Genomic DNA, 18,641 nt, shown 5'->3' with positions numbered 1-18,641 from the left:
GAATTATTCTCCCCGACGAATAGCTACAACTTCAGATGGAAATTTTTTTGCACCCGGTTCGATAAACCACGTTTCACCGTTAGAGAGCTTTACTTCACCGCCCCATTTTTCTTCGCTATCAAACTCCGAGCTTACTATTGTCTCTTCCATATCTTTTTTGGCGACATAAAATGAGATTGATCCCTTTGAATCGTAACGTAACATAACCTTTGCCATAACAAACTCCTTAATATTATTTAATAGTATGAATTCACTGCGCACTTACGCATGAAAAAACTGACGTATCCTATACCACCAATCCGATGAGAGATGACCTTCGAAACTGATCCGTAGAAATGTCCCTGCAAGGCGGCGAATGATCGTATTGACCTCATAATTACGGCCATCGCAGGTAGGAAAATCATCTCGGAAATGGACACCTCGGCTCTCTTCTCGTGCCAATGCAGACATCACCATTGATTCAGCAACCGTGAGCGCATTACGAAATTCGATAATCGACATCAGTTCAACATTATCGCTGCGCTCTTTATTGACACAGCATAGTCCTGACGACATTTTCATCAAATAGTGTACATATTCTAGTGCATGGGCGAGTGAGTCATGGGTTCGAAACACCCCTGCATTTTTGTAGAGATTGTTTCCAAAGTTACGACGCATCGTGTTGATGTTAAATCGGTTTTCACCCTCCAAAATCGCCTCCACATAGCGAGCCTCTTTATCGACCAGTGCATAGTCGATCGGATGAAACTCCCCTTTTTTCGCTGCACGAGAAGCTTCAATACCCGCAAGTCTGCCAAAATAGGCAGCCTCAAGCAGACTGTTTCCCCCTAAACGATTTGCCCCATGAACACCGCTATAGGCACACTCTCCACATGCAAATACATTAGGTATATCGGTAGAGGTATTATCTCTTACCCATATCCCACCCATGGTATAGTGGGCTGAGGGGGTGATAGGGAGAAGTTCGCTAAGGATATCGATTCCGGCACCGTTTAGGGCATGCTTGCGGGCTGAGGGGAGTTTTTTATCGATCAACTCTTCCCCCAAATGTCTAAAATCGAGATAAACACTGTGTCCTGCAAGCTGATGTTTAACGATATCGCGGGAAAGTTTATCGCGTGTCAAAAGTTCATCGGTAAAGCGTTCCCCGTTTTCATCAACTATGTAAGCACCCTCTCCGCGTGCCGCTTCACTTATCAGCGTTCCGCTATTCGCCAATGTTGTCGGATGAAACTGTACAAATTCCATATTGGACAGACGCATTTTGGCTCTCAGTGCTATGGCAATCACATCACCGCTGGATTCTTGAGAGTTAGTCGAATGACCGCGATAGATCCCCGCATATCCGCCCCCCGCCAAAATCAGTGATTTACACGCAAACGCTATCACCTGTGAATCGCGTCGGCGCAAGAGTGTTATCCCTGAGAGTTGATCTTTATAAGTAGCGATAGAGAGCATCACATGATTTTGTAATATGTTCACCCCCTCTTTGCGACACTGTACGAGAAGCGTTTGGGTAATCGAGGCTCCCGTTTTATCCGCAATGTAACAGGTTCGCGAAGCTTTGGTTCCGCCAAAAGGGCGTTGAGCGATAGTACCCTCATCCGTGGTATCAAACACCACACCCATGGCTTGGAGTTCGTTAACAATCTCTTCCGCACCCGCAACCATAGCGCTGACAGCCGAAAAACGTCCTAATTTATCGGCACCTTTGAGGGTGTCGGAAATATGTTCACGGATTGAATCTTGTCGTGTTGTTTTAAGTACGGCATTTATCCCACCCGAAGCTACGGCAGAGTTGGAACGTAGAGGATTGCTTTTACAGATCAGGGCGACATTCAGTCCTGCTCGGCGTGCATACAGTGCCGCATACAGTCCTGATATTCCGCTCCCGACTACAATAACATCATACAGCATAAGCACCTCGCATCAACGTATTTACCGACTCAACCGAAGCCTCAGGGAGATACCCCAAAAAGGCATTATCCACGACATGAGAAGGATCGACAGCACCGAATAAGGCAGAAATCCCTCCCGCACTTCGGGCGAACTGCAATGCGCTAGCCACATCACTCAACTCACCCGTTTTCATCAGTTCCGCTACATTCGAAGCAAACGGACGCTTAAAAAGATTCGTTTGCAATAGCGAAGATGAACCGATATAGGTTAGTCCGTAGCGTGCACACGCATGCATTAGAGGATAAAACAGTCCGTCTTCACACTCTTGATTTGCATATCCGTACGCATGCGGTTTCGCGAGATTGAACGGACTTTGGATATATTTAAAGCCATGATTCTCCCCACCGACACGTTGGGCGATGTCGGCGACTTTTCCCAAAGAGACGTATTCCAGATGATCCGCTTCGTATAAAAACCCGTTCCACGCCGCGATTCCATAGCTCACAATCTTTTTTTCACTGCGCAGTTCCTCAAAGAGAGCAAAAGCTGCTTCAATACGCTCGTAAAACGTTGCTTGATCGATATATCCCAACTGTGTCTCAGGATTGTGCAAATAGAAAATATCGATCGTATCTATCTCAAGATTTCGGAGTGACTGCTCACAGCTCCAGCGTAGATATTCGGGTGTCATACAGTGCTGATCGATCACAATCTCCTCTTTCGAGGCCAACCCTTGATCAATCATATTTTCTTGTATCCAACCGTACGGATTATCGGGAAAGGGGAAATCAAGAGGTATAAATCCCCCTTTAGAAGCGATAATAACCTCTTCGCGTTTAATCTCACCCGATTGGATCATCTCATTCAACGCTTCCGCAATTTCGCGTTCACTCATCTGATAACGGTAATTGATCGCCGTGTCGATCAGATTAATCCCTCGACGTAGTGCCGTTTTGATTGCCTCGGCATAGTTGATAATATAATTATCTTCTTTGTAGGGTTCAGCTTTATAGGTTCCGATACCCAGCGAAGGAAAAAAGAGTTCTCCGTTAAAACGGTAAAAATCTTTCGAATAATTACCGAATTTTTTGAGATATCCGAAGGTCCCCTCTTTGGTTGCGTGTCCCATTTTAGACCACCATCACTCGCAAATTTGATTTAAGTTTGAAGTTGAGCATATCCTGCATTCCCGCAAGCGTCGTTGTCGTGTTCATGGAACAGCTCATACACTCACCTTTGTACTGGATGTAAAGTTCGTGTTCTCCCTCTACCTCTTTAAGATCGATCACTTCGACATCTCCATGGTCGGCTTTGAGGGTCGGACGGATATACTCTTCGAGAATCGATTCGATACTGCGGAGTTTTTGAACCAAACTCATCGCATTAAAGTTTCCGTCCCCTTTGGCCTCTTTGATTTTTTTGCTGATCGCCTCTTTTTGAAGCTCCGCGGTCACTTCTGCGAGCATATCAATGAGATAGACATCTTTTTTTTCATGACCACCCGGTTTAATACACGATTTACAAAAACCGCCAGCTTTCGTGTAATCAGTGATACTTTCGATAGAGTCGAGTTTGTTAAGACGGATCACCTCTTTGAGGGTATCGAGGCTGACACGGGCACATTCACACACGATAAATTCCGTCTCGAACTCGGACATATCGACCCCTTTATAGATCGATGCCGCTTTTTTAATTACGTCGTACGCCATAACCGAACAGTGCATTTTCTGCCCCGGAACCGCAGGAATATCTTCCTCATCACGAAGCGCTTTTTCCACATCGATGTTGGTGATTTTGAGTGCTTCATCCACCGTTTTATCCATGCAAAGTTCCGCCATCATATCCGAACTGGCGATTGCCGTACCGCATCCGAAACTCTTGAATCGGCTTTTAATGATAACGTCGTTTTTCGGATCGATCATCCAATAGAGTCGTACCGCATCCCCACAGCTCTCCGCACCGAAATCGGCAATAATCAATTGTTTCTCTGCTGCATCGGCCTCTTCTTGAGTAATCTCACCCATATTGATCGGATCGTTCATACGTCGTTGTACTTCACTTGAGTACTCTTCCCATAATGCTCCGCCGATCAGTGTGTCTCGTGCCATGATTGCTCCTTGATGGATGATATTAACTCCACAATTGCAAATGGTGTTCTAGTCAAAGAACTACATTTTTGTTACATTGGTGTATGAGAACTAAATATGCAGTTGGTTTGATAGGAGTTGCTTATTTAATAATCAGCTTAGTGGTGATTGCTCACCTCGATTCAATTTATAATGACACTATCAAAACCATAAAAGGGGTTCAAAATGGTTCAAATTACCGCTGTATTCAACCGTCACTGTTTAAATGATGTTCTTCGAGAACTGTTCGATAATGAAATCGAGGGGGTAACCGTAACCGATGTCATCGGAAAAGGTTCACTCGGTATTGCCGAAAAAAACAACGCTCCCGATTTGTATCCGAAAGTAATGCTCATCATCGTCGTATCCAACGATAAAACCAAAGAAGTTACAATGGAAGCGATCCGCGCCCATACCCAGGATTTAGGTCACGGTGCCGGTAAAATGTGGGTCACTCCGGTACTTGAAGTCGAGCGTATCCGTACGGGAGAAAAAGATGAAACGGCTCTTACTCAACCAATCCCGCGCGCAACGGTTAAAAGCAACACTTTTTTCACTGCCGTCGATACACCTTCCAGCTAATCTGCCTAATTTCAGTACACCCTTTTAGGCGTGTACTCAACACTATTATCAAACCAAAAGTTTCTACCCGCTATAATTGCGAAAAATATAACCTAAGGACTTTGCATTGAGAAGTCATTTTTGTACCGATTTAAGTGAAGCAAACGTAGGCGATAACGTCGTCCTATGCGGTTGGTCGAACAGCTACCGCGACCACGGAGGAATTGTTTTCATCGACTTGCGCGATAAAAGCGGCCTGATTCAACTCGTTTGTGACCCTGCCGACAATGCCCATGCGCATAAACTTGCCAGCGAAGTGCGTGACGAATTCGTCTTGATCGCACACGGACGTGTTCGTAGCCGTGGCGAAGGTCTCGTTAATCCGCGTCTCAAAACAGGTGCTATCGAAGTAGTCGTCGAAGAGTTGATCATCGAAAACCGCTCCGAGCCTGTCCCTTTCGGTATCGGCGACAACAATGTCGGAGAAGAGATCCGTCTGAAATACCGCTACCTCGATTTACGTAATCCATTGATGTACAACACCTTTATGCTCCGCTCAAAAGCGGCGATTGCAGCACGTAACGTACTCGACAAACTTGGATTTTTGGAAGTTGAAACCCCGATTTTGACCAAATCGACCCCTGAGGGTGCACGTGACTATCTCGTACCGAGCCGTGTACACGAAGGTGAATTCTACGCCCTCCCTCAATCGCCTCAGCTTTTCAAACAGCTCTTGATGGTGGGAGGATTTGATCGTTATTTCCAAATCGCGAAATGTTTCCGTGATGAAGACTTGCGTGCTGATCGTCAACCCGAATTCACCCAAATCGACGTCGAAATGAGCTTCTGTAACCAAGAAGATGTTATCCGTGTCGCCGAAGAGTTGATTACGGGAATGTTTGCTGCCGCAGGTCACGAAGTCCACACTCCGTTCAACCGTATCAAATACTCCGATGCAATGGAATGGTACGGCTCTGACAAGCCCGACCTCCGTTATGATCTTAAGATGGTTGATGTGATCGACATCTTCGCACGCTGTGACAACGAAATTTTCACAGGGATCGCCGCTAACCCTAAAATGAACCGTATCAAAGCGCTTCGCGTTCCGGGTGCCGATTTGGCATTCTCTAAACGTGAAATGAAAAGCTTCGAAGATTATGTTCGCAAATTCGGGGCAAAAGGCCTCGGTTACTTCCAAATGAAAGAGGACGGCCTCAAAGGACCATTGGAAAAATTCTTCGCCCCTGAAGATTTACAGCTCCTGATAGAACGTACCGGAATGGAAGTGGGCGACGTCGTCTTCTTCGGTGCGGGAGATAAAAAAACCGTGTGGGATTATATGGGACGTTTCCGTATCTTCATCGCCGAACATGAAAAAATGAACCTGATCGACAAAGATCGCTTCGAATTTGTCTGGGTTGTTGACTTCCCGATGTTCGAAATCGAAGAGGGACGTGTCAAAGCACTTCACCATCCGTTTACGATGCCGCGTGATTTGAACCATGAGCATCTCGAAGACATCGAATCGATTGCCTACGATATCGTTCTCAACGGAACTGAGCTCGGCGGCGGATCGATCCGTATCCACAAACAAGCACTCCAAGAGCAAATCTTCACCCTTCTCGGTATCGGTGAAGAGGAGGCTCAGGAGAAATTCGGCTTTCTACTCGATGCGCTCAAATTCGGAGCACCGCCGCACGGCGGATTCGCTATCGGGTTTGACCGTTTCATGATGTTGTTATCTAAAAAAGATTCCATTCGTGACGTTATCGCGTTCCCGAAAACCCAAAAAGCCTCTTGTATTATGACGCAGGCGCCAAGTCCGGTTGAGTTGACACAACTCCGCGAGCTTCACATCCGCCTACGCGAAAGTGCCAAGTAAGCAATGAAGAAACTTTTCCTTATTATTGGTGCTCCCGGTTCAGGAAAAACGACTGATGCGGAGATTATAGCCGAACGCAACGACGATGCAATCGTCCACTACTCGACCGGTGATCTCCTCCGCGCAGAAGTCTCCAGCGGCAGTGAACGGGGTCATTTGATTGATAGCTTTATCAGTAAAGGGCTTATTGTTCCGATTGAGATCGCAATCGACACGATTACTAGCGCAATCAAATCAGCCCCTGCTGATGTTATTTTGTTCGACGGCTATCCTCGCTCATTTGAGCAAATGAATGAACTCGAGAAATTTCTCGCTACCGATACCGAGGTAGAACTTGTGAGTGTCATCGAGGTCGTTGTGAGTGAAGAGGTAGCACGTGATCGTGTTCTCGGACGCTCTCGCGGAGCCGATGACAAAGTCGAAGTGTTTAACAACCGTATGAGTGTCTATACAGAGCCGTTAGCGGTGATCCAAAGCTTTTATGAGGGTAAAAACCTTCTCAAAAAAATCGACGGCGAACGCTCCATCGACGCTATTGTGGATGAGTTAGAGCTCTATATCGAATCCAAAATCTAATTAATAGGAATTAATATGAAAATTATTCTTTTAGGCGCTCCGGGTGCCGGAAAAGGGACACAAGCACAGTTTTTGACAAAAACGTTTGATATCCCGCAAATCTCTACGGGTGATATGCTCCGTGCCGCAATTAAAGCGGGAACTGAGCTGGGGACATTGGCGAAATCGTTTATGGATTCAGGCAAACTTGTTACCGATGAGATCATTATCGGTCTTGTTAAAGAGCGGATTTTGGAAGATGACTGCCGCAACGGTTTTCTCCTTGACGGCTTCCCTCGTACCGTTCCTCAAGCCGACGCACTCAAAGAAGCGGGTGTTGCTATCGATGCCGTCATCGAAATCGATGTAGCCGACAGCGTTATCGTTGAGCGTATGTCAGGACGTCGTGCCCACCTTGCATCAGGCCGAACCTATCACGTCGTTTTCAATCCGCCGAAAGTGGAAGATAAAGATGACGAAACGGGTGAAGAACTCGTGCAACGTGCTGATGATAAAGCCGAAGTGGTACTTGACCGTCTCCGTGTCTACCACGAGCAAACCGCTCCGCTTGTCAACTACTACCAAGGTGTAGCCGCTGCTGATAGCACCGTCAAATACATCACCATCGACGGAACCCAAAAAATCGATGCAGTTGAAAAAGAAATTTTGGAAAAACTCAAATAATTTTCCTTCTCCCCTTAGCGGGGAATCTCGTGTTATAATCCTCTTATGAAAACTCCCCACTTTTATGCCGTCATCATCGGTTCTGAGATACTAAACGGCCGTCGTGAAGACAAACACTTTCTCTATATTCGCGATGCACTGCTGCGTCTTGGACACACCCTCTTCTCCTCTTTTACAATCAAAGATGATCCTCTTTTGATCCATAATACCTTTACAATGATCAAAAACGATTCCGATGCAGTCATGTTCAGCTTCGGTGGAATCGGCTCCACCCCTGATGATCTGACACGCCAAATCGCCGCCGACGTTTTTAGCGATGGGATTTTAGTCCCCCATGAGCAATTTACACGTGATATTATGGAACGATTCGGTGACGCGGCCTATCCCCACCGTATCCACATGGCTGATCTTCCAAAAAATTCTCTCCTCCTCCCTAATGTTGTCAATAATATGTCAGGATTTTATCTAGAGGATCGCTACTTTTTTATGCCGGGATTTCCCGAAATGTCCCATCCGATGGTGGAAGAGGCATTAACAAAATTTTACCCCCAAGCCACTAAAACCTATCGCCGCACCCTAATCGCCCAAACGTCAGAAAATACACTGATTGATGTCATGGAAAAAATGGATACGCGTGTTGATTTCTCTTCCTTGCCGATGATAAACGGAGGAAATCCTATGGTTGAAATATCGGTTGCCTCTGAGGAAGAGGAACTTTGTGAGTACAGTTTTCACCTCTTTATAGAGGCATTAAAAGCAAAATCAATTTCCTACGAGATGATCAAAAATAATTAAAAATAAACATTTTTTTAAAACTGCCGATTTTACTCGCATAAAGGAATAAGGAGAGGGGATGGGCAAAATGAGTTTCTTAATTATCGGATTGGGAATCAGTTTGATTGTTTATATTGTTTATCGTCATACTTTTTTGAAAACACCGAAGAAAAAGTTGCCTCGTAAACCGCATTTTACCCTTAAAATAGAGCCGGAATAATAACGCACATTAAACGTAATGGCGGTCGTAAAGTTTATTTTGTTCATTCGCAGTTGATAATTCTTCTTTTAAAGCTTCCAAACGCTCCAATCTCTGTTCTGTCGTAGGATGTGTACGAAAAAGATTGGAAAATGAAAAGTTTTTGCCGTCAAACGGACTAATAATAAACATATGCGCATTCTCAGGTGTAGCCCCATGCACTTCTCCTCGCGTATTATAGTTCGAGAGCTTAATTAGCGCATTTTGAAGCCACTCCGGATGCCCCGTAAGATGTGCCGCCCCCGCATCCGCCATAAACTCTCGTGAACGGCTGATAGTCATTTGAATGACACTCGCCGCAATCGGTAATAAAATAGCCATCGCGATCATCAAAATCGGATTTCCACGATTATTACGACTGCCGAACATTGCCCCAAACTGCAACATATTGGCGATAAACGCTACCGCACCTGCGATTGTTGCGGCAACCGTAGCAATCAGAATATCGCGATGGGCTACGTGAGAGAGTTCATGTGCCATTACCCCCTCCACTTCATCCTCATTCAGCAATTCAAGCAATCCCGTCGTTATCGCTACCGCCGCATGAGAGGGATTGCGCCCTGTCGCAAACGCATTGGGGATATGATCGTGAATAATATAGACTTTCGGCATCGGTATATCGGCACGCTCAACCAATCGCTCTACAACACGATAGAGCATCGGTGCCTCACGCGGGTCAACTTCCTGTGCATTATAATGTTTCAATATCATCGTATCCGAAAAATAGTAGGCGTAAAAATTCATCCCCCCCGCTATGAGTAGAGCGATGAGCATTCCCCCCTGCCCCCCAAAATAGCCTCCGATAAATACCAATAAAACGGAGAGAGAACCAAGTAATAAAAAGGTTTTAATCTGTTCCACTCTTTTCTCCTTCTAACAGAGCTAAAATCGATTTTTTATGCATTTTACGGGCAAAATCTATGGCACTAAGCCCGTGTTGATCTCTGGCCGTTACATCCACCCCTTTATCCAGCAGTTTTTGTATCACTTCAACTCGCCCATAACAAACAGCCCCCATCAACGGAGTAAATCCGCTACGGCGTGTCGGATGATTGACATCAAATCCGCTCTCAATCAGTCGCTCAATGATAGAGAGATTATTATAGGTGACCGCTACATCAAAAACACTCACCCCCTCATTATCTATTTGATACAAATCGGCACCGTTCTCGATCAAAATATCTAAAATCTCCCCGTCACAATGGTAACGCATCGCGAAACAAATAACCGATTCACCGTTCTCTTCTACCGCATTCGGATTCCCCCCGCTTGCGAGGTATTTTTTTATTCCGAGATAGTCATTTGCTTTTAATAAGGTAATCCACTGTTCCATAATAAATCCATTTAAAAATATGATCGTAGTATAACACGCAACATTCAACCCATACATAGGCTCTTATGGTAAAATTCTCTATTAATTTTACACCAAGAGAGAAAATATGGAAATTTTAGAGACCGAAGCCGCTTTTAAAGCATGTGTTCAAGAGATTCAAAACACCTCAGGATATAAAAATCCTCTTGGATTCGGTATCTGCCGTGTTGATTTCGGTCAGCTTGATGGTTCTAAAATCCTGCAAGCGACCTATCCGCATATTAACTGGAACGAAAACTTCGGCAGCGCGGCAATCTTTATCAAAAGTGCACAAGAGCAAGGATTTGTAATCGATTTTAACGCCGATGAAGTAATTATCCCTGTAACCCTCAAATTTTTAGAAGGGTGTTTAAACGCATTTACCCCTTATTCTGATGAAGCATTCGGTGATGCACATAAAAATATCCAAGTGATCTCCGCCCTCTATAACCAAATTAAAGAGCGCGGTATGCGTGATGGCGAGTTCCGACTTGTCATCCTTTTCAACGATGTTGCCTGCACGAGCGTCGAGGGAACCTACCTCAAACTCTACGCCCTCTCTACCTCCAAAGCGGCTCTTCGCTCCCTCAATCTTAACGGTGCGTTCGGTGCATTGCACAACGTCGCATGGTCAGACGGCCAGCCGATCGAGCTCGAATGGCTCCGTGAAAACGAGATCGAACTCAAATTTGCCAACGAATATCCGAAAGTCGATTTCGTCGATAAATTCCCTCGCTACCTCCAACACATCATTCCTGCTAACAATACCCGCGTATTGGACGATTCAAAAGTCCGCTTCGGTGCACAGCTCCATGCAGGGACAACCATCATGCCGGGCGCAAGTTATGTCAACTTCAATGCGGGAACTACGGGTGTTAGCATGGTTGAGGGACGCATCTCTAGCTCTGCGGTTGTAGGTGATGGTTCAGACGTCGGCGGAGGGGCTTCGATCCTCGGTGTTCTCAGCGGAACAGACGGAATCCCTGTTACGATCGGAAAAAACACCCTTTTAGGTGCAAACTCAGTTACCGGTATCGCTTTGGGTGATGGATGTATCGTCGATGCAGGGATCGCCGTATTGGCGGGAACCAAGTTTGCGGTCAGTGCTGAGGAACTTTCCAAAATCCAAGAAGCCAACCCGTCAAAAACACTCAACGGAACAAGTTTCAAAGGAAAAGACCTTGTAGCGCTGAACGGAATTCACTATCGTCAAGACTCAACAACGGGTCAATTGCTCATCCGCCGTTCAACCCGTGAAGTCAAACTTAATGCTGATCTGCACTAATCTCTATTTTCTATCACCGTTTAAGGTGATGGAACCTATACTGATGGTATTTAAACAAAGGAGCTCTCTATGATAAGCTCAAATGTCTCTTCAATCGCTTCTCACCAAACGTGGATGAATAATAATGCGAATAATGTCGCAAATGTAAATACGGATAAGTTTGTTCCGCAAGATACGACAATCAGTGAAACAAGCAATGGCGGGACAAAAGCCAATACCTCAATGTCTTCATCTAACGGCAGTGAAAAATCTCAAACCGATCTTTCAAAAGAGCTGACCGATCAAATGATTATTGAAAAAGCGACACAAACCAATGTTCAAGCTATCAAAACGCAGGATGAAATGTACGGTTCGCTTCTCGACATTCGAGGATAAGAAAGCCTTAAAGAGGTTTTTTCTTTGACTTATTCTTATTTTCCCGCGCCAGAGTTAGAGGAATTTTTGTAAAAATATTCATACTCTCAACGCGCGTCAGTAGTTTCATTTCAGGATCATAATTTTCTAGGTCTGCACCCAATTCCAGAGTACTGATAACCGCTTTTCCTATAATATGTCTTCCTTTGTTTCCCGCTTTATCAATGGTACGAATACCCCAAATATTATGCATCACCATAACACTTTCTTGATAGCTTCCTACATAAAGAAGAACATGCCCTTTGAGATAAATAATTGTCTCAAAAGGAACCCCTTTTTCTTTGATCAGAGAGAGTTTTTCATCATCGTTAAGTCCTAGAAAAGAGATAACTTCCCCTTTTTTCGATTGCGACGAAGAGTTTCGAGGAAGCCAAATACCAAAAGGGGTCATCATGTCACGTATCATAGAAGAGCAATCACGTTCTCCATACATACCGCCCCAACCGTAGGTATTTTTGAGCATATCCGTTCCGATAGCGATCATATCATTTTTATTTAATCGGCTCACACCGACGTGTGCTGAACGCTTGGGTATGGATAAAGTTTTGATTGAACTATTGCTATCAACCGTTTTAACATAATAATAATCACCCTCCACGCGATCCAATGGTAAAACCATCCCTATTCGTGAATAGGCTACAAATCCTTTTACACTGTCGGTTAAAGCAATGTTATCTTCAATAATAAAAACTTTTTCTGACTTTTGGATCGACAAAGCCGTCGAATCATCGATTAAGGTAATTCCATCAGATGGAACCCAACCTGAGGCATTGTTTGTAAAAATATAACTCCACGCACCATCTTTAGTTCTATGGGAAACAAATATCGGTTCATTGTAATTGACACTGCTATTTTGGAGAAGATCGAACGGATACCCCTCACCCGGAAGGGAAGGATCTTTGTATAGAGGCTTATCGGTTGGAAGTGCACGTATATCCATCCGTTTAAGGGCAATCGCTTTTTGGTTTAGTGATCCGTAAGCCTCAAAATTGCTGGTGTTTTTTATGGATTCAAACCATGCCGGAACTACCGGTCTGAGATTGCTTCCATATCCACCTTTGTAGGCACGAAGCGGCCATGTCACCTCCTGAACTTTTTGAGGAGGAGCCCTGTAGTTCCACGGAGAAAAATAACGCCCTTCAAAGGTCGTTTGTACTTCAAGCAAATCCTCACGATCCAATCCGTTTCGCGCTACATAAGGAGCTATAGATTGCTCAAATCGCTCTAAATCATTGACTTTCGGACCGTATTCAGGAAGTTTAAATCCAAGATCTTGAGGAAGCATACAACAAAAAGGATCGGCTAATTGACTCTGATTTGTCTCTAATTGCGGAATAACGTTAAGAGGTTTAGAGGAAGGTGCAGCGATTGGTGTATGGGTACTACACCCTCCCAACACCAATAACAATCCACCCATCCATACTGTCGTATTCATATTCAATCCAATATTATTCAACTCCGCCAAAGCGCCCGACAACTCTTCCGATGATTTCGACTTCATCTTTAGGGGCAACATAGGTCGGATAGTCTTTATTATCTGAAATAATATCAAGTTTACCATCAATCCGAACTTGCAATCGTTTGATAAAAAGGCCATGTTCGGTTCGAATAGTAAATATACCGCCACGACTAATATCGGTTTTAGATCGATTTATAAAAATGATGTCGTTATAGCTAAAAGAGGGTTCCATAGAATCACCTGATACATTAATCGCTTCAATGTGACGCAACTCTTTTTCACCACCCAAAGAGAGGACAAAATTATCTTCTAGCATCAGAGGTTCAAATTCTAACTCTTCATTATCGGCGCCTCCCCCTGCAGAGGCGTTAACCGAAGAGAAATAACGTACCATGTAAAAGCGGTTGGTCGGTTCAATCAAACTTTCGGGCGATTGATTATATAAAAGCCAGTTGATTGCTATTGAGCGTTTTGCACAAAAATCGAGTAATTCATTAAAGGGAATTTTATTCCGTTTTTTCATTGTAGCAAAATTCATCTGCGTAATATCCAACAAATCGGCTACGTCTTTATCAAATACTTTTTTTTCTGGAAAGTCGGAAGAGACAATATCTTTAATCGTCTCAACAATATCACTGAATGTTTTCATTATGAAATCCTTTTGATATATCGATAGCGTATTGTAGGAATTATGACATAGTTTTTCAGAATATATGACAAAATGAAATATTTTTTAGAAGATTCATTAAAATAACTTACTATTTGCCTAATATAATTCAAGGAGTTGACAATGGCAAAGGTAATTACTCAAGCAAACGGTTGGATGGATAAATTAGAGACAAAAATGGGAGAGTGGGCAGAGAGACTGTTTTAGTCCTCTTTATTATCCCGTTCAAGTCGTGAGAGATGATATCCACGGAAGATATAAACTAAAAAGAGAACCAACAGTACAATAACTGCCGTATCAAGTATTTGCATCATCATTACATCATCTTTCGGTACGAATTAAAATTTTGTTTGATTGCCTCGTAGAGGATTATTCCGCTACTAATCGCAAGATTGAGACTCCGTCCCTCTTTTGTCATAGGGATAGTCATTGTCTGATTTGGATACGCTTCCAAAACTTCAGAAGGTATTCCTGCCGTTTCACTTCCGAAAAAGAGGTAGTCCCCCTCTTGAAACTCGTGTTCAAAATAGGGATGATCGGTTTTTGTCGTGGCAAAGAAAAAACGCTTCCTATCCGGATGAGCTTCCATAAACTCTTCCAGACTCTCCCAAACGTGCAAATCGATTTTATGCCAATAATCGAGCCCTGCACGGCGAACCGCTTTCTCGTCAATATCAAATCCGATCGGTTTGATAAGATGAAGAGAGGAACCTGTATTCACACAAAGCCGCCCGATAGCACCGGTATTATTGGGAATTTGCGGATGAACTAAAACCATGTTAAACATTTAAAAAATGATCGTTTTATTGGTATGAACAAATATTCGATCTTCCAATGCAAGTTTTAATGCTTTAGATAAAACGATTTTCTCCACATCCCGTCCCAATCGTTGCATCTCTTCCCATCCGAAGGCATGATTGACGTGGATAACATCCTGAGCTATAATCGGCCCTTCATCAAGATGATTGTTGACAAAATGGGCTGTTGCACCGATAATCTTCACACCACGTTCGTATGCTTGCTTATAGGGATTTGCTCCGATAAAGGCAGGTAAAAATGAATGGTGGATATTAATAATTTTGTCTTCGTATGCCTCAACAAATCGCGGTGTCAAAATACGCATGTATTTGGCAAGGACGATATAGTCGATGTCACCGAGTTCTGAGAGCTGTGCAAGAACACGCTTTTCATGTTCATCCCGATCACACCCCTCATGCGATACAGTATAAAAAGGGATATCAAATTTTGAAACTAACGGTTCAAGCAAGTTATAGTTGGAAACTACCCCGACGATATGACAATCCAGTTCACCCGCTTCGTATCGAATTAAAATATCGCCCAAGGCATGAGACTCTTTTGTTGCCATTAAGACAACCCGTTTTTTACGGGGAGCTATCACTTCGAGATGCGCATGATGAGGCAATATCGCAGCCAATTCACTTTTAAGTACATCCGGAGCGATCTCACCGGCGACGACACTGCGCATAAAAAATTTATTGTGTGCTTTGTCTACAAATTCATTATTGGAAATAATATTAAGATTGCGATGAAAAAAGATACTTGATACTTTGTATACAAGCCCTTTTTCATCATTGCAATGGATTAATACCCTATAGTGTTCATTCATTCTATTTCCTCTGTTTGAGAGCGCTTAAGACTCTTTAATCGTCTCTAAGCGATTGTCGATGGTTGCTAAAAGATATTCGAAGAAATTAAGTGTCAAATCGACTTTAGCTTCTATTTGCGTATTATTAGGGGATTGAAATCCTTCAAAAAGGACAAGTAAACGCTCTCTAATCCCCTCCAACATCCGAGCTTCGTCATCACGAACTGCATGAACCGTCTCTATCACGGTTTGAACGCTCTCAATAAGCGGTTCTTTATGAGTGAGCGGTTCTTCTTTAGAAATAAATTTTTCTTCTCTAACCACTGCAACCTGTTCTGCACTTTCAGAAGGTATCGACAACTCTTCAATTTCGGCTAATGTGGATAAAATGACATCTTTTAGTTCCATGCGCGCAACAACCACCTTTCAAATTGAATAAATTCTGCCTCTTCTTCCATCTGTATAAAAAAAGTTTTCATTTCGTTATTAACCCCTAAAAACTTTTTTCGCATTCCGGAGAGGCGTCGAATCGCGATTTTTGCATCTGCATTGGAAGGGTCTTTTTTCAAAATCTCTTTATAGATTTCAAGAGCATCTTCTTTGAGCCCTTGAAGTTCATAAATATTGGCGAGAGTTAGAGTTTGCATTTGGCAGCAAAATTAGCGATGATGGAACCCATCTCGCTGGTTGAACACACTTCTTTTGCATCAAATCCGGCGATATCTTTAGTTCGATACCCTTCAGCAAGTGCTTGCTTGATGCCGTAATCAATACGATCCGCCGCTTTGTGTTCGCCCAATGCAAATCGGAGCATCATAGATGCGCTTGCGATGGTAGCAATCGGGTTGGCAATCCCTTGCCCTGCGATGTCAGGAGCCGAACCGTGAATCGGCTCATATACGCCGATTTTAGCGCCGACAGAAGCAGAAGGGAGCAAACCGATAGAACCTGAGAGCATACTTGCTTCATCACTGAGGATATCTCCGAAAATATTTCCGGTCAAAATAACGTCAAATTGTTTCGGATCACGAATCAACTGCATTGCCGCATTGTCGACATACATATGGGAAAGTTCTACTTCAGGATATTCCTTTGCCACCTCTTCGACCACTTCACGCCACAACTGACTGACATCAAGAACATTCGCTTTATCAACCGAACATACTTTTTTTGAGCGATCCATCGCGATTTTAAACGCGACGTGAGCGATACGAACCACTTCATCACGAGTGTAGACCATCGTGTTCCATCCGCGATTCTCATCACGCCCTTTCGGTTCACCGAAATAGATACCGCCGATAAGTTCACGGACGACCATCAAATCGACCCCTTTGACGATTTCAGGTTTGAGAGAGCTGGCATTGACAAGTTCATCATAGACGTTTGCAGGACGGAGATTGGCGAATACACCGAGTTCTTTACGGAAACGGAGTAATCCGCTCTCAGGGCGTTTTTCTCTCGGGAGGGTATCCCATTTGGTTCCGCCGATAGCACCGAAAAGTACGGCATCGCTCGCTAAAGAGATATTAATCGTCTCTTGCGGCAACGGATCGCCTGTCACATCGTAAGCGCATCCCCCCATAAGGGCTTCTTGGTAGTTAAACTCTAAATTCTCACACGCTGCGACCGCATCGAGTACTTTTACCGCTTCATCAATAATCTCAGGACCGATTCCGTCCCCTTTTATCAAGGCAATGTTGTAACTTTTCATCACTTATTTCTCCTGTGCGGCAATTTCCGCTTCTGCATAATTCATCAAACCGCCTGCGGCAATAAGTTCTTGCATAAACGGCGGAATGGGGATAAAGTTATAGACTTTACCGTTGGTTGTATTGGTAATCGTTCCCGCATCCATATCGATGCTAACGGACTCACCCTCTTTGATCTCTAAGCTTTCGGGAAGTTCCAAAATCGGTAGTCCCATGTTAAAAGCGTTACGGTAAAAAATACGGGCAAATGTGGGTGCGATAACCGCTGCAACTCCCGCCGCTTTAAGGGCGATCGGGGCGTGTTCGCGAGACGAACCGCATCCGAAGTTTTCATCCGCGACGATGATATCACCCGGAGTCATTTTAGTTACAAATGACGGATCGGCATCCTCCATAACGTGCTTAGCAAGCTCTTTTGGGTCTGAAGTGTTGAGATAGCGGGCAGCAATAATCAAGTCTGTATCGATATCTTTACCGAAATTCCAAACTTTCCCTTCAATTTTTTGCATCAAAAATCCTATGGTACGTAAAATTGGTTGGATTATAGCAAAGATGTGTTGAAAGAGTTTTAAATCCCCGAAAAAGGATTTAAGAGTACGTGCTATTTAACGTTTCAAGCTGTTCGTTGTTGCCAACATTTCATCACTGGTCGTAATAACTTTGGAGTTGGCATCATACGCGCGCTGACCCGTAATCAAATCGGTAAGCTCGACAACCAATTGAACGTTTGAAAGCTCTACAAAACCTTGGCGGATATTCCCTAATCCATCAACACCAGGAGTCCCCTCAACCGGCTGACCCGAACTGTCGGTCTCCACAAAAAGGTTATCTCCCATCGCATGCAATCCCGCCGGATTAATAAAGTTAGTCAATGAAATCTGTCCCACTTGAGTTGCTTGTGCCTGACCTGATTGGGTAACACTGACGATACCGTCGGTTCCGATACTGATATTGATAGCGTCTTCAGGGATAACGACTTCCGGAACCAATTTATAGCCGTCTGAATTGACGATTGTACCGTTTTCATCAATTTTAAAAGAGCCGTTACGGGTATACACTTCGGTTCCGTTTGGAAGTTCAAGTTTGTAAAAACCTTTTCCTGTAATCGCCGTATCGAGAGTGTTATCGGTTTGCTTCAAACTCCCCTCGGTAAAGATTTTATTGATCGCGGTCGGACGTACCCCAAGACCCACTTCAATCCCTGTCGGAGACTTCGTTGTATCACTGGTAGAAGTTCCCGCATAAGTCATAACCTTGTACATCAAATCGGCAAATTCGGCACGGGACTTTTTATATCCCATGGTGTTAACGTTGGCAATATTATTCGCCGTCGTATCGATCTGAGTTTGCATAGCCAGCATCCCGGTAGAGCTGGTATAGAGTGATTGCATCATAGTTTTATCTCCTTAA

General features: G+C 44.0%; 23 protein-coding genes. 8 read left to right on the top strand and 15 right to left on the bottom strand.

The features are described from left to right. Nucleotides 1–3: 3 nt before the first annotated feature. From nifT to Q8O20_RS09980, 4 genes are read right to left on the bottom strand one after another with little or no spacing between them, the layout of a single operon-like run. The gene (gene nifT, locus Q8O20_RS09995) at nt 4–216 is read right to left on the bottom strand and encodes a putative nitrogen fixation protein NifT (protein WP_305531037.1); all 213 of its coding nucleotides are present in this window, start codon (nt 214–216) and stop codon (nt 4–6) included. 45 nt (nt 217–261) lie between these two features. Next, entirely contained in the window at nt 262–1,917 is a 1,656-nt protein-coding gene (locus Q8O20_RS09990) for an FAD-dependent oxidoreductase (protein ID WP_305531036.1), read from the bottom strand. Beyond that, nucleotides 1,907–3,028, bottom strand: a complete 1,122-nt coding sequence (locus Q8O20_RS09985) for an aldo/keto reductase (RefSeq protein ID WP_305531035.1) — start codon at nt 3,026–3,028, stop codon at nt 1,907–1,909. The genes Q8O20_RS09990 and Q8O20_RS09985 overlap by 11 nt, the downstream gene beginning before the upstream one ends. A gap of 1 nt (nt 3,029) precedes the next feature. Next, nucleotides 3,030–4,007, bottom strand: a complete 978-nt coding sequence (locus Q8O20_RS09980) for an iron-sulfur cluster assembly scaffold protein (protein WP_305531034.1) — start codon at nt 4,005–4,007, stop codon at nt 3,030–3,032. A 204-nt stretch (nt 4,008–4,211) separates the two neighbouring features. Here Q8O20_RS09980 and Q8O20_RS09975 point away from each other — a divergent pair, with 204 nt between their 5' ends. The 6 genes from Q8O20_RS09975 to Q8O20_RS09950 all read left to right on the top strand — a co-directional run bounded on the left by Q8O20_RS09975 (nt 4,212) and on the right by Q8O20_RS09950 (nt 8,701). Next, on the top strand, nt 4,212–4,607 hold the full coding sequence (locus Q8O20_RS09975; RefSeq protein ID WP_304742757.1) for a P-II family nitrogen regulator: 396 nt from the start codon (nt 4,212–4,214) through the stop codon (nt 4,605–4,607). Nucleotides 4,608–4,713: 106 nt separating this feature from the next. Continuing rightward, on the top strand, nt 4,714–6,468 hold the full coding sequence (gene aspS / locus Q8O20_RS09970) for an aspartate--tRNA ligase (protein ID WP_305531033.1): 1,755 nt from the start codon (nt 4,714–4,716) through the stop codon (nt 6,466–6,468). Between the two features lie 3 nt (nt 6,469–6,471). Then, a complete protein-coding gene (locus tag Q8O20_RS09965) occupies nt 6,472–7,044 on the top strand; it encodes an adenylate kinase (RefSeq protein WP_305531032.1) in 573 nt (190 codons plus the stop codon). A gap of 15 nt (nt 7,045–7,059) precedes the next feature. After that, nucleotides 7,060–7,707: an adenylate kinase gene (adk, locus tag Q8O20_RS09960; protein WP_305531031.1), complete on the top strand. Its 648-nt coding sequence runs from the start codon at nt 7,060–7,062 to the stop codon at nt 7,705–7,707. 45 nt (nt 7,708–7,752) lie between these two features. Then, entirely contained in the window at nt 7,753–8,502 is a 750-nt protein-coding gene (locus Q8O20_RS09955; RefSeq protein ID WP_305531030.1) for a molybdopterin-binding protein, read from the top strand. Between the two features lie 67 nt (nt 8,503–8,569). Further along, a complete protein-coding gene (locus Q8O20_RS09950; protein WP_304742768.1) occupies nt 8,570–8,701 on the top strand; it encodes a hypothetical protein in 132 nt (43 codons plus the stop codon). Nucleotides 8,702–8,710: 9 nt separating this feature from the next. On the opposite strand, the gene htpX is transcribed toward Q8O20_RS09950, so the two are convergent. Further along, complete coding sequence (htpX, locus tag Q8O20_RS09945) at nt 8,711–9,601, bottom strand: zinc metalloprotease HtpX (RefSeq protein WP_305531029.1); 891 nt, start codon at nt 9,599–9,601, stop codon at nt 8,711–8,713. After that, nucleotides 9,588–10,073 carry an ankyrin repeat domain-containing protein gene (locus tag Q8O20_RS09940; protein ID WP_305531028.1) on the bottom strand — a complete coding sequence of 162 codons (486 nt, stop codon included), beginning with the start codon at nt 10,071–10,073 and terminating at the stop codon, nt 9,588–9,590. The genes htpX and Q8O20_RS09940 overlap by 14 nt, the downstream gene beginning before the upstream one ends. Before the next feature lie 106 nt (nt 10,074–10,179). Here Q8O20_RS09940 and Q8O20_RS09935 point away from each other — a divergent pair, with 106 nt between their 5' ends. Then, nucleotides 10,180–11,376 carry a tetrahydrodipicolinate N-succinyltransferase N-terminal domain-containing protein gene (locus Q8O20_RS09935; RefSeq protein WP_305531027.1) on the top strand — a complete coding sequence of 399 codons (1,197 nt, stop codon included), beginning with the start codon at nt 10,180–10,182 and terminating at the stop codon, nt 11,374–11,376. A gap of 69 nt (nt 11,377–11,445) precedes the next feature. Beyond that, nucleotides 11,446–11,751, top strand: coding sequence for a flagellar basal body rod C-terminal domain-containing protein (locus tag Q8O20_RS09930; RefSeq protein ID WP_304742782.1), 306 nt, complete (start codon nt 11,446–11,448; stop codon nt 11,749–11,751). Between the two features lie 7 nt (nt 11,752–11,758). Here Q8O20_RS09930 and Q8O20_RS09925 read toward each other — a convergent pair whose 3' ends face one another. The 9 genes from Q8O20_RS09925 to flgG all read right to left on the bottom strand — a co-directional run bounded on the left by Q8O20_RS09925 (nt 11,759) and on the right by flgG (nt 18,625). Further along, nucleotides 11,759–13,291, bottom strand: a complete 1,533-nt coding sequence (locus Q8O20_RS09925; RefSeq protein ID WP_305531026.1) for an SH3 domain-containing C40 family peptidase — start codon at nt 13,289–13,291, stop codon at nt 11,759–11,761. Further along, nucleotides 13,239–13,898: a S24 family peptidase gene (locus Q8O20_RS09920; protein WP_294893458.1), complete on the bottom strand. Its 660-nt coding sequence runs from the start codon at nt 13,896–13,898 to the stop codon at nt 13,239–13,241. Before Q8O20_RS09920 ends, Q8O20_RS09925 begins: the two co-directional genes overlap by 53 nt. A gap of 334 nt (nt 13,899–14,232) precedes the next feature. Then, nucleotides 14,233–14,703 carry a tRNA (cytidine(34)-2'-O)-methyltransferase gene (locus tag Q8O20_RS09915; protein WP_305531025.1) on the bottom strand — a complete coding sequence of 157 codons (471 nt, stop codon included), beginning with the start codon at nt 14,701–14,703 and terminating at the stop codon, nt 14,233–14,235. Beyond that, nucleotides 14,704–15,543, bottom strand: a complete 840-nt coding sequence (purU, locus tag Q8O20_RS09910; protein WP_304742790.1) for a formyltetrahydrofolate deformylase — start codon at nt 15,541–15,543, stop codon at nt 14,704–14,706. It abuts the gene before it with no gap. A 24-nt stretch (nt 15,544–15,567) separates the two neighbouring features. Continuing rightward, a complete protein-coding gene (locus Q8O20_RS09905; RefSeq protein WP_305531024.1) occupies nt 15,568–15,930 on the bottom strand; it encodes a hypothetical protein in 363 nt (120 codons plus the stop codon). Beyond that, complete coding sequence (locus Q8O20_RS09900) at nt 15,921–16,169, bottom strand: tetratricopeptide repeat protein (protein ID WP_304742794.1); 249 nt, start codon at nt 16,167–16,169, stop codon at nt 15,921–15,923. Before Q8O20_RS09900 ends, Q8O20_RS09905 begins: the two co-directional genes overlap by 10 nt. After that, nucleotides 16,157–17,233 (bottom strand): 3-isopropylmalate dehydrogenase, encoded by a 1,077-nt coding sequence (leuB, locus tag Q8O20_RS09895; RefSeq protein ID WP_305531060.1) that lies wholly within the window; start codon nt 17,231–17,233, stop codon nt 16,157–16,159. The genes Q8O20_RS09900 and leuB overlap by 13 nt, the downstream gene beginning before the upstream one ends. Before the next feature lie 3 nt (nt 17,234–17,236). After that, nucleotides 17,237–17,740 (bottom strand): 3-isopropylmalate dehydratase small subunit, encoded by a 504-nt coding sequence (locus Q8O20_RS09890; protein ID WP_303663014.1) that lies wholly within the window; start codon nt 17,738–17,740, stop codon nt 17,237–17,239. A 96-nt stretch (nt 17,741–17,836) separates the two neighbouring features. Beyond that, complete coding sequence (gene flgG / locus Q8O20_RS09885; RefSeq protein WP_294895420.1) at nt 17,837–18,625, bottom strand: flagellar basal-body rod protein FlgG; 789 nt, start codon at nt 18,623–18,625, stop codon at nt 17,837–17,839. Between the last annotated feature and the right edge of the window lie 16 nt (nt 18,626–18,641).

It is taken from the genome of Sulfuricurvum sp. (assembly GCF_030691015.1).
Classification (GTDB): domain Bacteria; phylum Campylobacterota; class Campylobacteria; order Campylobacterales; family Sulfurimonadaceae; genus Sulfuricurvum.
The sequence above is the reverse complement of the archived record's forward strand: the minus strand, read 5'-3'. Positions and strand labels throughout refer to the sequence as shown.

Excerpts from the sequence above, each read along its gene's own strand:
- Q8O20_RS09905 (WP_305531024.1), bottom strand. The coding sequence starts at position 15,930 with ATGGAACTAAAAGATGTCATTTTATCCACATTAGCCGAAATTGAAGAG.
- Q8O20_RS09985 (WP_305531035.1), bottom strand. The coding sequence starts at position 3,028 with ATGGGACACGCAACCAAAGAGGGGACCTTCGGATATCTCAAAAAATTC.
- Q8O20_RS09920 (WP_294893458.1), bottom strand. The coding sequence starts at position 13,898 with ATGAAAACATTCAGTGATATTGTTGAGACGATTAAAGATATTGTCTCT.
- Q8O20_RS09925 (WP_305531026.1), bottom strand. The coding sequence starts at position 13,291 with ATGAAGTCGAAATCATCGGAAGAGTTGTCGGGCGCTTTGGCGGAGTTG.
- Q8O20_RS09980 (WP_305531034.1), bottom strand. The coding sequence starts at position 4,007 with ATGGCACGAGACACACTGATCGGCGGAGCATTATGGGAAGAGTACTCA.
- Q8O20_RS09900 (WP_304742794.1), bottom strand. The coding sequence starts at position 16,169 with ATGCAAACTCTAACTCTCGCCAATATTTATGAACTTCAAGGGCTCAAA.
- Q8O20_RS09935 (WP_305531027.1), top strand. The coding sequence starts at position 10,180 with ATGGAAATTTTAGAGACCGAAGCCGCTTTTAAAGCATGTGTTCAAGAG.
- purU (WP_304742790.1), bottom strand. The coding sequence starts at position 15,543 with ATGAATGAACACTATAGGGTATTAATCCATTGCAATGATGAAAAAGGG.
- Q8O20_RS09965 (WP_305531032.1), top strand. The coding sequence starts at position 6,472 with ATGAAGAAACTTTTCCTTATTATTGGTGCTCCCGGTTCAGGAAAAACG.
- Q8O20_RS09955 (WP_305531030.1), top strand. The coding sequence starts at position 7,753 with ATGAAAACTCCCCACTTTTATGCCGTCATCATCGGTTCTGAGATACTA.
- Q8O20_RS09950 (WP_304742768.1), top strand. The coding sequence starts at position 8,570 with ATGAGTTTCTTAATTATCGGATTGGGAATCAGTTTGATTGTTTATATT.
- Q8O20_RS09975 (WP_304742757.1), top strand. The coding sequence starts at position 4,212 with ATGGTTCAAATTACCGCTGTATTCAACCGTCACTGTTTAAATGATGTT.
- Q8O20_RS09915 (WP_305531025.1), bottom strand. The coding sequence starts at position 14,703 with ATGTTTAACATGGTTTTAGTTCATCCGCAAATTCCCAATAATACCGGT.
- flgG (WP_294895420.1), bottom strand. The coding sequence starts at position 18,625 with ATGATGCAATCACTCTATACCAGCTCTACCGGGATGCTGGCTATGCAA.
- Q8O20_RS09940 (WP_305531028.1), bottom strand. The coding sequence starts at position 10,073 with ATGGAACAGTGGATTACCTTATTAAAAGCAAATGACTATCTCGGAATA.
- Q8O20_RS09990 (WP_305531036.1), bottom strand. The coding sequence starts at position 1,917 with ATGCTGTATGATGTTATTGTAGTCGGGAGCGGAATATCAGGACTGTAT.
- leuB (WP_305531060.1), bottom strand. The coding sequence starts at position 17,233 with ATGAAAAGTTACAACATTGCCTTGATAAAAGGGGACGGAATCGGTCCT.
- Q8O20_RS09890 (WP_303663014.1), bottom strand. The coding sequence starts at position 17,740 with ATGCAAAAAATTGAAGGGAAAGTTTGGAATTTCGGTAAAGATATCGAT.
- Q8O20_RS09930 (WP_304742782.1), top strand. The coding sequence starts at position 11,446 with ATGATAAGCTCAAATGTCTCTTCAATCGCTTCTCACCAAACGTGGATG.
- adk (WP_305531031.1), top strand. The coding sequence starts at position 7,060 with ATGAAAATTATTCTTTTAGGCGCTCCGGGTGCCGGAAAAGGGACACAA.
- nifT (WP_305531037.1), bottom strand. The coding sequence starts at position 216 with ATGGCAAAGGTTATGTTACGTTACGATTCAAAGGGATCAATCTCATTT.